This is a genomic window from Terrabacter sp. NPDC080008 (assembly GCF_040702505.1).
Taxonomy (GTDB): domain Bacteria; phylum Actinomycetota; class Actinomycetes; order Actinomycetales; family Dermatophilaceae; genus Terrabacter.
Genome location: NZ_JBFBLC010000005.1, coordinates 271407 through 286072 on the forward strand (window position 1 = coordinate 271407; position 14666 = coordinate 286072).

The following is a 14666-nucleotide window of genomic DNA, read 5'->3' on the forward strand; positions in this document are numbered from 1 at the left end:
CGATGCAGTGGCGGGGTAGCGGCTTCGTCGTCCTCAGCTGGTGGTACCTCGTGGCCGGGATCGCGGCCGCGGGGGTGCTCGTCATGGGCTTCGCCGACGTGCGTTGGGGCGGTCGGATCGTGGCCGCCGCGTTCGTCGTCGGCGCGCTGATCCGGCTCGTCGCCCGGCCCTCGCGCCGCGCCGGTGGCCTCAACGTGCGCTCGCGCACCCTGGACATCGCGATCCTGCTCGCGCTCGGCATCGGTGTCCTCGTCGCCTCGGCCACCGTGAACCTGCACGCCGACGTCGACCGCGCACCGGTCACCCGCACCTCCCGCTGAGCCACCCGGCATACGCAGACCGGCGCGCCCCGCCCTGCGCCAGTCGAGGTCGGACCTCGCAACCCAGCGTGACGGCATACCTCCACCGCGTACGCCGCAGGGCGCGGCCCGGCGCCACTCCGAGGACCGCTCCCTACAAACTGGAGGTGAATTCTTGGCTTACGCTCAGGTTTCGCTAGTATGTCGGCGGCTCGGCCCACGCGAGCCGACCCGAGGCCGACATCGGCAAGGGGAAGTCTGGTTCGCAGGGGAGATGTGCGCCGCATGGCAGGGTTGCTGGACAGGTTGCCTCACGGAGTGAAACGCGCTCTGCTGAAGGCTCTGCCGGCGCCGCTGTGGGCCCTCGTGCGACCGATGTTCCACGGCACCACCTCCTTTCAGCGCGAGCTCAGGCACACGCGCAGCCGACTGCGCTACGCAACGATGCCCCGCGCCCTGCGGCGGGGCACGACTCCGCTCATGCACGGCGGCAAGCTGTGGGTCGCTCACCCCACCGAACGGTTCCAGTCGGTCGAGGTCATCGCCGAGAACTGCCGCCTCGTGGCCGACACCCTCGCCGCCGCCGGCATTCGGCACATCCTGCTCGAGGCAGACACCAACCGCCGCAGGGTCCTCGGAGTCTCGAACCGCGACCGCCGCCGTGTGCTCGCGGTGCTCGCGAAGGAGCTCTTCACCGAAGCGGTGTATGCCGCCCCGGTGCTCAAGGGCCAGACGCGCCGGCCCCGCCTGCTCGGGCTGGAGCCCCTGCCGGCGAAGGCGCACGAGCTGCGCCTCTTCCAGGTGCGGGCCACCTCGACGGGGACGTTCCTGAGCGGCTCCGACCTGGGCTGTGACATCCAGTTCTGGAACGAGCTCGACGACGACGCGCCTCCCGGGCCGGCGGGCGAGCAGATGGTCAAGGGCACGTGGGTGGCCAGGAGCCGCAACCGCTGGTCCGACATCATCGGCACCGGAGAGCTGTGCACCCAGGTGCGCCACGTCGACGGGAAGCCGCGGGAGGTGCTGGCGGCGACGTCGCTGCCGCACTTCGAGTCCGTGACGTTCCCGGTCGATGCCGTCTACACGTGGGTCGACGGCTCCGACGTGGAGTGGCAGCGGCGCAAGGCGGCGGCCCTCGCGGAGGCGACGGGCGCGCCGCTCAGCCCCTTCTCCATCAATGACTCCAGGTTCATGACCAGGGATGAGCTCCGCTATTCGCTGCGCTCCCTGGAGATGTATGCCGGCTGGGTCAACCACATCTACCTCGTCACCGACGACCAGGTGCCCGCGTGGCTGGACGTCGACCACCCGAAGCTGACCGTTGTCAGCCATCGTGAGCTCTTCGGCAAGCGGGGTAAGCTGCCCACCTTCAACTCGCACGCGATCGAGTCGCAGCTGCACCACATCGAGGGCCTCTCGGAGCACTTCCTCTACCTCAACGACGACGTCTTCTTCGGCCGTCCGGTCGACCCGACCCGCTTCTTCCTCAGCAACGGCATGAGCAAGTTCTTCCTGTCGCAGGCCAAGATCGCGCTGGGTCAGCCGGGCCTGCACGACTGGCCCGTGATGGCAGCCGGCAAGCACAACCGTGACCTCATCGCCCGCCGTTTCGGCAAGCAGCCGACCAACAAGATGAAGCACGTGCCGCACTCGATGCAGCGCGGGGTGCTCCAGGACATCGAGCAGGCCTTCCCGCTGGAGCACGCCCGCACCGCCCGCGCGCAGTTCCGGGCCATCACCGACATCGCGATCCCGTCGTCGCTCGCCCACTACTACGGCTACTTCACCCAGCGCGCCGTGCCCGGCTCGATCCGCTACTTCTACGCCGACATCGCCAGGCGTGACACTCCCGCCCGACTCAACGCCCTCCTGCGCCGCCGGGACGTCGACGTCTTCTGCCTCAACGACCACGACTCCTCGAGCGTCAGTGCGGAGGAGCAGAAGCGGATCATCACCACGTTCCTCGACAGCTACTTCCCGCTGGCGTCGTCCTTCGAGCGGGCCGAGGCGAGCGAGGGAGCTGGCACGCAGATTGCCCGTACGGCTCGTGCGGCCCTGGCTGCCGCAGGCATGTCTTCCTGACAGATGATCACCAACTTCCTGCGCCGAACCTGAGGGTCGCCCCTCGACCCCCGCGGCTCTCCAGGATCTCTCGGCCTGCCCACCGGCGGTCTCGAGGCAGGACCACGTTTCGACAACCGCCCACCTGATGGGGCTCGCAACAGAGGACATGCACATGCCAATCGCCGACGAGAGGCCCCTGCTCGGCGCCATCGTTCCCACCTACGGGGTCGAGCAGTACCTTCCTGCCTTCCTACGCTCTCTCGAGGAGCAGGAGGTGCCGATCGCCGAGGTCGAGCTCATCTTCGTGGACGACGGTTCACCGGATCGTTCGGCGGAAATCATCCAGGCATGGCTCGCGGACCACGCTCCCCACGGACGGTTGATCTCGCAGGAGAACGCCGGTCCCTCCGCGGCACGCAACACCGGCCTCGAGCAGGCGACTGCCGAGTGGGTGCACTTCCCGGACCCGGACGACGTCCTGCACCCACGCTTCTATGCCGAGGTGAAGACGTTCCTCGGGACCCGCCAGAGCGCCACGACTGACCTGATCAGCACTCGACAGCTCATCCTCGACGACGCCACCGGTCGCGTCACCGACACGCACCCGCTCCGGCGCAAGTTCCGCGGGGGTGACCAGCTGGTCGACCTGACGCGCCATCCGGAGTACATCCACCTGCAGTCCGGGACGGCCTTCTACCGTCGGGAGCGGATCGAGTCGCGCCGCCTCGCCTTCGACGGCACCATCCGCCCGAACTTCGAGGACGCCTACTTCACGGCGCTGTACCTGGCGGGCAGCCTGAAACCGCGGGTTGCCGTGCTGGCCAATGCGCACTACCACTACCGACGCCGGCAGGACGGGTCCTCCCTCGTGCAGAGCAGCTGGCACAAGCCGGACAAGTACGTCCACCTGCCACGGGTCGGGTACCTGCGCCTGGCCGAGACCGTCAAGGCGGAGCTCGGGCACGTCCCCGTCTGGCTGCAGACGCTGCTGCTTTACGACCTGTCGTTCTACTTCCGGGAGGACGAGCGCATCCACAGCGCGACAGCATGGATCGACGCCCCCCTGGTGGACGCCTTCCACGAGACCGTCGAGCGGATCTTCCAGTACATCGACACGGAGACGATCGAGGGCTTCACGCTCGTACCGACGTCCTTGCAACTGCGCCAGGCTCTCGTAGTCGGCTTCAAGCACGAGCGCCTTCGACCGACGAGCCTGCCGCTGATCCGCGTGGACAGCGGTCGTGAGATCGTCCAGATCCGCTACTTCTACGGCGGCGAGCTCCCCACCGAGGAGTACCGCGTACGAGGCCTGCCAATCCAGCCGGTCCACTCCAAGGTGCGGGACATCACCTACCTCGGGCGCGTCCTGATGCACGAGCGGATCGTCTGGCTACCGGCCGACGGAACCATTCGCGTCGCATTGGACGGCCGGCAGGTCCCGCTGACGCTGGGTGCACCGCAGGAGCCGACCTTCGTCATGCGGCCCGCTGTCCTGTGGCGCACCCTGACCCGGCACTCGGGGCCTCCGTCCGCCAGGGCCAGCCGCCCTCAGACTCCGCAAAGAAGTCGCGTTCGCAAGTCGGCCTCGTCGGCCAAGAAGAGGGTCAAGCGGACGCTCAAGGCCGCCAACCGCAACGTCGAGGCCGTCAAGCGGTCATGGACGCAGGAGGCGCGGGTCGAGCGCGCTGACAAGCGACTCAGGGAGCGCGCCCACTCCGAGTCGGTCAAGACTCGCTACGGGCACGCGTGGACCTTCATGGACCGCGACGTGCAGGCGCAGGACAACGCAGAGCATCTCTACCGTCACGTCCGCGACCGCCACCCGGAGATCAACTCCTGGTTTGTGCTCAGCCGCACCTCCAGCGACTGGGAGCGGCTCAGCGCCGAAGGTTTCCGGCTCGTCGACCACGGCTCCGACGAGCACATCATGCTGCTGCTCAACACCGACCACCTGATCTCCTCGCAGGTGGACCACTACGTCGTCAACCCCTTGGACGCCAAGCGGCACGGACGCAAGCACTGGCGCTTCACCTTCCTGCAGCACGGCGTCACCAAGGACGATCTCTCGCGCTGGGTCAACGGCAAGCCGATCAGCCTCTTCGTGACGGCGAGCACCGACGAGCACGAGTCCATCGTCGGTGACCACACGCCGTACATCTTCACCACCAAGGAGGTCAGTCTCACCGGGTTCCCGCGTCACGACCGACTCCTCGAGCTGGCCAGCGCCTCTCGCGAGAGGTCTCTGCTGCTCGTCATGCCGACATGGCGGCGCACGCTGCTCGGTGACCTGGTCAACGCGTCCGGTGGTAACGAGCGCATGCTGATCCCGAACTTCTGGGAGGGCGAGTATGCCGTCAACTGGATGTCCGTTCTTGCGTCCCCAGAGCTGAAGGCGGTTGCGGAGCAGAACGGCCTCGAGATCGTCTTCATGCCGCACCCGAACATGCAGGGGTATCTCGACAGCAGTCCCTTGCCGCCTCACATCCGGGTCTGCAAGTACTCCGACACCGACATCCAGCAGGTGCTGGCGCAGGGCGCGGTAATGGTCACCGACTACTCCTCCCTGGCCTTCGAGATGGCCTACATCGAGAGGCCCGTCGTCTACTTCCAGTTCGACCAGGACGAGTTCTTCGGCGGGGGTCACGCCTACCGTCGAGGCAGCTGGAGCTACGAGGACAACGGGTTCGGGCCCGTCACCACCACCACAGAGGACGCGATCGCGGCCATCGCCCGCGCGGCGGCGCAGTCCGGGCAGCCGGACGAGGTCTACGCGCAGCGGATGGGCCACATCTTCCCGCACCGGGACGGGCAGTGCAGCGAGCGTGTCGTCGAGGCGATCATCAGCCTGGATCGACCGCTGCCCGCGTCGAAGGCCTACGTCCAGGTGGCGCAGGCCAAGACCGATCTGGACCTGCACACAGGCGCCGATCTTGCCGTCCAGGAGGTCTCAGCCCCGGTGGAGGTCGACAGGGAAGCGGAGGCCGCTCCGGTCGCCGTCGGCGGCGCGCTGGACACGCTGTGAGCCGCACCGGGCTGGAAGAGGACCTCCGCACCGTCGAGGTGCCCGTCCGAGCCGAGCGGCGGTCGAGACGGCACGCCGCGGACCCTGCCCGCCCGGACCGGTTGCGACTGCTCGACGGCTTGCGGCTGCTGGCCGCCCTGACCGTCCTGGCGTACCACTTCACCGCACGGGACAGCTATGCGTGGGGGCAGCGGCCGTCGCGGCTCTTCCCGGGCCTGTCGCAAGTCACCCAGTACGGCAACCTCGGGGTCAACCTCTTCTTCATCATCAGCGGGTTCGTCATCCTCATGACCGCATGGGGGCGACCGGTGGACAAGTTCGCGACCTCCCGGATCACGCGGCTCTTTCCGGCCTACTGGGCCGGCGTGCTCCTCACCGGCGGCCTGCTCCTCCTCGTCCGGCCCGAGGGCGGCCTCCATGGCTGGGAGGCGATCACCAACCTGACGATGGCCCAGTCGGCCCTCGACGTCGATCATGTCGACGGCGTCTACTGGACGCTCTGGGTCGAGCTGCGCTTCTACCTGCTGATCGGGTTGCTGCTCGCGGTCGGGCTCACGCGTAGGCGGGTCATCGGGCTGATTGTCTTCTGGCCGATGCTGGCCGCCCTCGTGCACACGACGGACCAGGCGTTCCTGTCGAGCCTGCTCATCTGGAACTACGCGCCCTACTTCGCTGCCGGCATGGCGCTGTTCCTCATCTACCGCGAGGGCGCCAGCGTCTTCCACTGGCTGCTCGTCGCCTACAACTGGGCGATCATCGTCGGGCTGACGGGCCGCTACTTCCCCTCCGGCGTCGACAAGAAGACGCATCACCAGGCGTCCCTGTGGGTCACGCTGATCGTCATCACGGTGTCGATCCTGCTGGTCGCCGCCTGCACGAGTCGGGTGGCCCGTCGCGTCCAGTGGCGTTGGCTGACCACCGCAGGTGCCCTCACCTACCCGCTGTACCTCCTGCACGAGCACTGGGGCTGGTTCTTCATCTCCCACATCCGGCACTGGGTCTCGCCCGTCGTCACGCTCGTCGTCGTGACGGCGGCATGCCTGCTCATGGCCTGGCTGATTCATCGTTGGGTGGAGCGCCCTCTGGCGCCGCGCCTGAAGACCTGGGTCGCCCGGGGACTGGCGGACGCGCGCTCGTAGGGGCTCACGGCATACAACAAGGGCGCCGTCCACCTGCTGGTGGGCGGCGCCCTTGCGTATGCCGTGTGGCGGGTCAGCCGGGAGGCGGACCCGACGCGTCAGATCAGGCCGAGACCCTTGACGGCGTCGCGCTCCTCGGCGAGCTCGGCGACCGACTTGTCGATCTTGCCGCGGGAGAACTCGTCGATGTCGAGTCCCTGGACGATGCTCCACTGGCCGTCCTTGACGGTGACGGGGAAGGAGGAGATGAGCCCTTCCTCGACGCCGTAGGAGCCGTCAGAGCGAACCGCCATGGAGACCCAGTCGCCGTCGGCCGTGCCCTGCACCCAGGTGCGGGCGTGGTCGATCGTTGCCGAGGCGGCGGAGGCGGCCGACGAAGCGCCACGGGCCTCGATGATCGCGGCGCCGCGCTTGGCGACGGTCGGGATGAAGGTGTTCTCGAGCCAGTCCTGGTCGCCCACGGCCTCGGCAGCGTTCTTGCCACCGACCTCGGCGTGGAAGAGGTCGGGGTACTGCGTGGCCGAGTGGTTGCCCCAGATCGTCATCTTCTTGATCTCGGTGACCGGCACGCCGAGCTTGGCGGCGAGCTGGCTGATCGCGCGGTTGTGGTCCAGGCGCGTCAGGGCCGAGAAGCGCTCGGCCGGGATGTCGGGGGCGTTGCTCATGGCGATGAGCGCGTTGGTGTTGGCCGGGTTGCCGGTGACGGTGACCTTGATGTCGTCGGCCGCGACCTCGCCCAGGGCCTTGCCCTGCGGGGCGAAGATGCCGCCGTTGGCCTCGAGCAGGTCGCCGCGCTCCATGCCCGGGCCGCGGGGGCGGGCGCCGACGAGGAGGGCGAGGTTGACGCCGTCGAAGACCTTGTTGGCGTCGTCGCCGATCTGGACGCCGGCGAGCGTCGGGAAGGCGCAGTCGTCGAGCTCCATGACGACACCCTCGAGCGCCTTGAGCGCGGGGGTGATCTCAAGGAGGCGCAGCTCCACCGGGGTGTCCGGTCCGAGCAGGGCACCGCTCGCGATGCGGAACAGGAGGCTGTAGCCGATCTGGCCGGCGGCGCCGGTTACGGCGACCTTGACGGGGGTTGTGCTCACAGGAAAGCCCTTCACATCGGTGGGTCGCGGGATGCTCCGACGCTACCAGCGTGGTTGAGGGGCAGGAGTCCCGGTCTGGTGCCGACTCTCCTGCCCCTCGTTTCCCGGTCGCGCCGGCGCGCCGGAGCCCCTTCCGGCCGCGCTGACGCCCGTCCTCAGCCGATGGCCACCGTCTGCGCCGACGTGCGGGCGATGGTGGTGTAGCCGGCCTTGCGCCCGGTCACCGTCACCGTGAGGTGCTTGCCCTTGTCGTAGCGGGTGAGCAGGTAGGTCGAGCCCGTGGCGCCGGTGATGGCGACGCCGTTGCGGCGCCACTGGTAGCTCAAGGTCACGGGCGCGGGCGACCACGTCCCCGCCGTCGCGGTGAGGCGGTAGCCGACCCGCGTCGTGCCGGTGATCTTCGGGGTCGGCGTGGCGGTGAGCGTCCCGGTCGCGACGGCCACGGTGGCCGCCGAGGTGCGGGCGATCGTCGTGTACCCGGCCTTGCGCCCGGTGACGGTGACGGTGATCTTCGTCGTCCGGTCCGCCGCCCCCAGCAGGTAGGTCGAGCCGGTCGCGCCGGTGATGGCGACGCCGTTGCGGCGCCACTGGTAGCCCAGTGTCACGGGCGCGGGCGACCACGTGCCCGGCGTCGCGGTGAGGCGGTAGCCGACCTTGACGGTGCCGGTGATCTTCGGCGTCGGTGTCGCGGTCAGCGTCCCGGCGACGACGGCCGCGGTGGCCGCCGAGGTGCGGGCGATGCTCGTGTAGCCGGCCTTGCTGCCGGTGACCGTGACAGTCGTCCTGGTCGCCAGGTCCGCCGCCCCCAGCAGGTAGGTCGAGCCGGTCGCCCCGGTGATGGCGACGCCGTTGCGACGCCACTGGTAGGCGAGCGTCACGGGCGCGGGCCCCCACGTGCCCGGCGCCGCGGTGAGGCGGTAGCCGACCTTGGCCGTGCCCGAGATCGTCGGTGTCGGAGCGGCGCTCAGCGTTCCGGCTGCGACGGCGACCGTGGCGGCGGAGGTGCGCGACGCGGTCGTGTAGGCGGTCTTCGACCCGGTGACCGAGACGGTGACGGTCGTGCCCTTGTCGGCCGCGCTCAGCACGTAGGTGGCGGCGGTCGCGCCTGTGATGGCCGTGCCGTTGCGTCGCCACTGGTAGGCGAGCGTCACCGGCGAGGGGCCCCAGGTGCCGGGCGCCGCGGTCAGGGTGCTGCCGACCTTGGCGGTGCCGGAGATCGTCGGCGTGGGCGCCGTCAGGGTGCCGGCCGCGACCGCGGCCGTGGCCGTCGAGGTCGTCGTTTGGGTCGCGTAGCCCGAGAGCGTCGCGGTGGTCTCCACCGTCACGGTCTTGCCGAGGTCCTCGGGTCGGGGGGTGAAGGTGCCGCCAGTCTGGCCGGTCACGGCGACGCCGCCGACGAGCCACCGGTGCGTCAGGGACGTCGGCGCCGGCGCCCAGGTGCCGTCGGTGACCTTGAGGGTCCCGCCGACGACGGCGCTCCCCGACACGACCGGCTTGGGAGCGGTCGTGAAGACCTTCCCCGAGGCCAGCTCGAGGTCGTATGCCGTCAGGTGCGCCCCCGCGGCCACGGTGACCACGCGTGCCGAGGCGAGGTCACCGCCCGGCCACCACTTGGTGACGCACGTGGGGTCGCCCGGGTCGCTGCTGGTGCTCGGGCTGACGTCCCGGCTCGCGATCCGGCCGCCGCCACCGAAGAAGATGCACCCCTGCACCTCGATGCGGTAGTCGCCGGCCGGAAGCCCGTCGACCCGGTAGGCGCCGTCGGCGCCGCTCCACCCGGACGCGACGACGACCCCGTCGCCAGCCCGCGCCAGGAGGACCTGCGCGCCGGCGGCCGAGAGACCCTGCACGGTGATCGTCCCCGCGACGGACGCGGCCCCGGTGGTGCCGCCGGACGGAGCCGCGGCCATCAGGGTGGCATCGATGTGCTCGACGGTCTGGCCGGCGACGACGGTGACCGTCGACGGCGCGGTGGCCCCGGGGGCGGTCCACCAGGAGGTGGTGAGTCCCTGGCCGGAGAAGCGCACCTTGACGGCGCCCGCGGGCACACTGTGCAGCTCGTAGTCGGTGCCGCCGCTCAAGGAGGTGCTGGCGACGACGTGGCCTGCGGCGTCGATCGCGTCGACGCTTGACCCGTCGGCGTTGATGCCTGCAGGGAGCCTGACGCTGCCGGTGATCGAGCCGCCGAGCAGGACCGTGGTCGGCGGCACGGCCGTGGTCGATCCCAGTGCCACGGTGAAGATGGCGCCGGTGCCGTCGGTCCGGGTGCCACCCGCCCACGTGCTGATGTAGGGGCTGTAGGGCTCCACGTGCACGCGCACCGGCCCTGCCGCCAGGCCGGTGACGCGGTAGGTGCCGTCGTTGCCGGAGTACGCCCAAGTGCCCTGGCCGGACGCGTCGGTCGCGGAGACCATGACGTAGGCCAAAGGCTTGCCGCCCTCGTTCTGAACGAGTCCGGTGACGGCCCCGCCAGCGACCGGGTGCAGCTCGAGCACGCTCGTCGTCGGTGTCGTCACACTGGTCGCCGCCAGGATCAGCTGCTGCTGGCCCCAGTCACGCAGGTGCACGGTTAGCGACCCGGCGGGCACATCCGTCACCTCGAACGTGCCGTCTGCCTGGACCTGGCTCGCCCAGAACTGGCTGCCGTTCCCGTCCTCGAGCCAGATGCCGAGGTCGCCGAAGCCCGTCGTGGTGCCGCTCGGGAGGGTGACGTGGCCGTGGACGACGCTGGTCGGGTCGACCGCGGTCGCGGCGGGCAGGGCGAGGTCGACCCCGGTGCGTGCCGTCGTGGAGGCGAGTACGACGAACGTGGAGTCGGCCCAGCTCTGGACGTTGCCGTACCAGACGGACGCGTTCCCGTTTCGTGCCCACACGGCATACGTCCCGGCCGGCAGGCCGCTGACGGTGAAGGCGCCGCTGGCGTCGATCGGCCCGCTGCCCGCGGGGTAGTTGTGCCGGACGTCGACGACAATGACCGTGCCGGACAGGGTGGTGCCGGCGGGCGCGGTGACGTGCCCCGAGATCGACGCGCCCGCGGAGAGCCGGATCGTGATGCCGGGCGTGGTACCGCCGGCGACGACCGCAACCGGCGCCGCGGCTGCGCTGTCGACGGTGGAGGAGGTCGCCGAGACCCAGTACGTCTGCACCGTGCCGTCGGCGATGGCGGAGACGACGTAGCTGCCGGCCCCGACTCCCGCAACGGTGAAGGTGCCGTCGGCGGCCACCTCGGAGTAGCTGGACGAGGCGCGGTCGCCGGCCGGGGCCACCAGGACGGCGCCGGACGTGACGGGGGTGCCATCGGGTCGCAGGACGCGTCCGGAGATGGTGCCGCCCGGGGCGAGCGCGACGTCGGCTCGGGCCGCCGCGCCGTCGGCGACCACGACCGGCGTCGCGGTCGACGAGGAGTACGCGTTGTCGAAGTACTCGGCGGCCAGCCCGGAGCCGTCGGGCGGGTTCACCTGCACGACATACCTGCCGGCGGGCAAGCCTCCCGTGTCGTACTTCCCGCTGACATCGGTGGACGCACTGCCCCAGGAGCCCGTCGCGTCGTCCACCGGTGAGACGCTGATGGATGCGTTGGCCACGGGGACGCCGCCGGGGCCGGTCACGGTTCCGGTGACGGATCCGGCTCGCGCCAGCTGGACGGTGTAGCCGCTGAGGGCTCCTCCGGCCGTCAGGGTGATGGTGCTCGCAGCGTCGCGGCTCGTCGCCCCGGACGGCGACGTGCTCGAGAACCACCGGGTCTGGTAGCCCACCGCTTGGCCGTCGAAGGAGAGGGCGTATGCCGCCGGGGCGAGGCCGCCGATGGTGAAGTTGCCGTCGGTGTCCGTCTGCACCTGGACGCCGAACTGGGCGCCCGCAGGAACGGCCTGGACGACGACGCCGGACACCGGTGTCCCGTCGGTGGTGGTGGCGCGCCCGGAGAGGGACCCCGCGCGTACGAGCACGGCGTCCATCCCGGCGCGGCTGCTGCCGGCCGCCATGACGGCGTAGCTGGCCAGCGAGCGCTTCTGGGTCGCCTTCCACCACTGGTCCATGTAGCCCGTGGCGGCGTCGGGAACGACGTGGATCGTGTAGACGTCGCCAGGCAGCCCTCTGAGGGCGTAGGCGCCCGTGTCATCGGTGTAGGTGTAGAGGGGTGACCAGTCCCCGTTGTAGCTGTCGGCGGGGATGGCGATGACCTGGGCTCCCGCCATGGGTCGGGTCGTCGACCCGGCGTAGACGTGACCACTCATGGAGGCGCCGGGTCGGAGGATCGTGGTGCCGAGGTCGGTCGTGCCGCCCGGGGTGAGGGTGAAGTCGGCTCTGCCGGTGGGGTCCTGCCACGAGGCGTGCACGAATCCGCTGGCCGTGGCGTCGAAGTCGGCGGTGCAGCTGCCGGCGGGGATGTCGACGCCGAAGGTGCCGTCCGGGGCGGTGGTGGCGCCGACGGTGTTGTTCGAGTTCGAGGCGTCGTCGCTGCAGGTGACCCAGACCTGCGCGCCGGCGATGGGCGCGTTGGTGCCGGCGGCGAGGAGGCGTCCGCGCACGGTGCCCTGGCCGCTGGGCGTGCCGGGGGTGAGGGTGGCGTCCTTGCCGCTGTAGGTCGAGCCGCGCACCACGTCTATCGCGCTGGCGGCGTCTGCTGTTGCGGCTCCAAGCCACCACTGGGTCACATAGCCCTGACCGGCGAACATCAGCTTGTAGGTGCCCGTGTCGAGGCCTTTGATCACCCAGGTTCCGTCGGAGTTCACGCCGCTGCTCGGGCTGTCACCGCGGCCGGTGTTGTTGGCGAGGACGTAGAGCGAGGCATCGGGCTTGGAGTCGGCAGTGCGCGCGGTACCGCTGATGGTGGCACCGAGGGGCAGAACCATGGATCGGCCGGTGACGGAGGCGCCCTCGGGCACGGAGAAGTAAGAGGGTGCGTCACCGGTGTCCTTCATCCCGTAGGACCATGGGACGTGGTCGTCGCTCCGGAACTCGAGGGTGTACTGGCCCGCGACGAGGCCGCGCACCGTGAAGGTGCCGTCGGCGGCGGTGCTGGCGTCGGTGCCGCCGACCCAGCCGCGCACCTGCTCGCGCGGGCTCACGTAGACGTTCGGAACGGGCTGGCCCTTCTCGTCGACGACGCGTCCGGAGATCGTGGCGCCTCGGGTGAGCGAGGCGTTGAGGCCGGACTGGGTGCCGCCGGCGGTGGCGGTGAGGAGGCCCGCCTCGTCGCGGGTGGCCGCGCCGGACCACCACTGCGAGAGGAAGTCGGTGTCGGAGGCGTCGAACTGCAGGTCGTAGGTGCCGGCCGGCAGGTCGGTCATCGTCCAGGTGCCGGTCGAGGTGGTGGTGGCGGTGCTGGTCGGCGTGTAGTCGGTGGAGCCGTGGGGGAGGGCCTTGACGACGACTCCCGAGACAGGTCCGCTGCCGTCGGCGGCCGTGACGAGGCCGGTCGCCGTGGCGAACCGCGCGAGCGCGAAGCTGACGCCGGTGCGGTCCTGCCCGTCGGTGAGGGTGACGGTCGGGCTGGGGCTGCTGCCGCTCGTGTCGGTGAACCAGGCCGGGACGTACTGCGGCGCGACGGCCTTGACGCGCCGGTCGCCGGGCGTGGTGACGATCCGGTAGGTGCCGTCGGCGGCGCTCGTCGCCTGGTCGGTGGTGTTGGCGATGCTGACCGTCGCTCCGGCGACGGGCCGTCCGGTGGCCGCGTCGGTGACGGTGCCGCTGACGGTTGCCGTGCCCGGGGCGGCGGCGAGGGCACGGGCAGGACCGGCGATCGCCTGGGCGGTGACCAGGCCGCCCACCACCAGGAGGAAGAGGAGGCGGCGCAGCAACGGCGTGCGCACGGTCGGCATGGCGGCGGGCAGCGGAGTCACTGGGTCCCCTTTTTCAGAATGTGGGTGTTGCGGGTCAACGTAGGGAGCGCGACGGCCGGGGCCGGCTTTGTTGCAGAAACTGCTCGTTCGCGCAAGAAGTCGGGTCTCGACCCGCGTGCGGCGGAACGCTCCTAGGAGTCCTTGCGGACGGCATACAGCGCGTAGACGCCGTCGGCCGGGAGCACGACCCGGCGGTGCCCGTGGATCCCGGCCTCGTCGAGCAGCGTCAGCAGGTCCGTGACCGGTCGTGGCCGGATGTGCGGCCACTGGACGACGTTGAGGGTGAAGCGCAGCTGGGGGTGGGTGTCGAGCATGTTGCCGACGACGAGCAGGCCACCAGGGTTGACGAGACGCCACGCGTTCTGCAGGAACGTGCGGGCGCCGGCGAGGAGGCGCCGCGTGCGGATGACGCCGGCATAGGAGTAGGACCAGTCGTCGGCGCCGAGATACTCGAGCAGCCCGATGGCCTCGACCAGGTCGTAGCCGGGCAGCAGCTGCGGGGTCTGATCCAGGCCGGGCGCTCGCAGCCCGGCCCGGTCGAGCACGTTCATCCGGTGGGTGCGCACGAGCTCCGAGACCTGCTCGCGCTCGGCGTAGGTCTCGGCCAGCGCGAGGGCGGTGCGGTCGAGGTCGACGAGGTCGAGCCGTGCCACGCATCCACCCTGCTCGCGCAGGTGGCGGGCCGTGCTGATGGCCGGGTGGGCGGCTCCGCACGCGAGGCTGAGCCAGCGTTGGGGCAGCGAGGTCGCGTCGGCGTGCTCCAGCGCCAGCTGCCTGAAGACGGCGGCGCGCGACCGGATGCCCCTGGTGTCGGCCAGGTTGCGGGCCCAGGTCGACATCGCCGGGGTGATCGGCGCACCGTTGGGCAGGGCCGTGCCGAGCGGGTCGTAGCAGAGGTCGAGGGCCGCGGCCGTGGGGATGAGGTCGAGCCAGGCGTCGAACCCGGGGACCCTGCGGGTCAGCTCGGCGGTGGCCGGGTTGGCCCGGTCGATGGTGGCCTGTCGGGTGCGGTCGAGGTCGAGCGAGGTGTCCCCGAAGTAGCCGAGCTGTTCGAGCTCCTCGACCTGCGCCGTCACGCTGTCGTAGTCGCTGTCCTGGTAGGTGTCGACGTGGTCGCGCACCGTCGGTGCCAGTGTCATGGGTGCCCCCTGTGTCCGGCGTTGTCGCCGAGCGCGACGGTAACGGCGGCGGCACGTGGGGACGGCGTTCTT

7 protein-coding genes are annotated in these 14666 nt (G+C 70.4%); 4 read left to right on the forward strand and 3 right to left on the reverse strand.

Annotation, left to right across the window (positions count from 1 at the left end; genetic code table 11):
• Window positions 1–2: 2 nt before the first annotated feature.
• The 4 genes from AB0316_RS15810 to AB0316_RS15825 all read left to right on the forward strand — a co-directional run bounded on the left by AB0316_RS15810 (window position 3) and on the right by AB0316_RS15825 (window position 6524).
• On the forward strand, window positions 3–320 hold the full coding sequence (locus AB0316_RS15810; RefSeq protein ID WP_366273994.1) for a DUF3017 domain-containing protein: 318 nt from the start codon (window positions 3–5) through the stop codon (window positions 318–320).
• Between the two features lie 297 nt (window positions 321–617).
• Window positions 618–2381, forward strand: coding sequence for a stealth family protein (locus AB0316_RS15815; protein ID WP_366273995.1), 1764 nt, complete (start codon window positions 618–620; stop codon window positions 2379–2381).
• A 154-nt stretch (window positions 2382–2535) separates the two neighbouring features.
• On the forward strand, window positions 2536–5385 hold the full coding sequence (locus AB0316_RS15820; RefSeq protein WP_366273996.1) for a CDP-glycerol glycerophosphotransferase family protein: 2850 nt from the start codon (window positions 2536–2538) through the stop codon (window positions 5383–5385).
• Window positions 5382–6524 carry an acyltransferase gene (locus tag AB0316_RS15825; protein WP_366273997.1) on the forward strand — a complete coding sequence of 381 codons (1143 nt, stop codon included), beginning with the start codon at window positions 5382–5384 and terminating at the stop codon, window positions 6522–6524. The genes AB0316_RS15820 and AB0316_RS15825 overlap by 4 nt, the downstream gene beginning before the upstream one ends.
• Before the next feature lie 98 nt (window positions 6525–6622).
• Here AB0316_RS15825 and AB0316_RS15830 read toward each other — a convergent pair whose 3' ends face one another.
• The 3 genes from AB0316_RS15830 to AB0316_RS15840 all read right to left on the reverse strand — a co-directional run bounded on the left by AB0316_RS15830 (window position 6623) and on the right by AB0316_RS15840 (window position 14594).
• Complete coding sequence (locus AB0316_RS15830) at window positions 6623–7612, reverse strand: malate dehydrogenase (RefSeq protein ID WP_366273998.1); 990 nt, start codon at window positions 7610–7612, stop codon at window positions 6623–6625.
• A 155-nt stretch (window positions 7613–7767) separates the two neighbouring features.
• Complete coding sequence (locus tag AB0316_RS15835) at window positions 7768–13455, reverse strand: carboxypeptidase regulatory-like domain-containing protein (protein WP_366273999.1); 5688 nt, start codon at window positions 13453–13455, stop codon at window positions 7768–7770.
• Window positions 13456–13586: 131 nt separating this feature from the next.
• Window positions 13587–14594, reverse strand: a complete 1008-nt coding sequence (locus tag AB0316_RS15840; RefSeq protein ID WP_366274000.1) for a class I SAM-dependent methyltransferase — start codon at window positions 14592–14594, stop codon at window positions 13587–13589.
• Between the last annotated feature and the right edge of the window lie 72 nt (window positions 14595–14666).

Excerpts from the sequence above, each read along its gene's own strand:
- AB0316_RS15840 (WP_366274000.1), bottom strand. The coding sequence starts at position 14,594 with ATGACACTGGCACCGACGGTGCGCGACCACGTCGACACCTACCAGGAC.
- AB0316_RS15820 (WP_366273996.1), top strand. The coding sequence starts at position 2,536 with ATGCCAATCGCCGACGAGAGGCCCCTGCTCGGCGCCATCGTTCCCACC.
- AB0316_RS15810 (WP_366273994.1), top strand. The coding sequence starts at position 3 with ATGCAGTGGCGGGGTAGCGGCTTCGTCGTCCTCAGCTGGTGGTACCTC.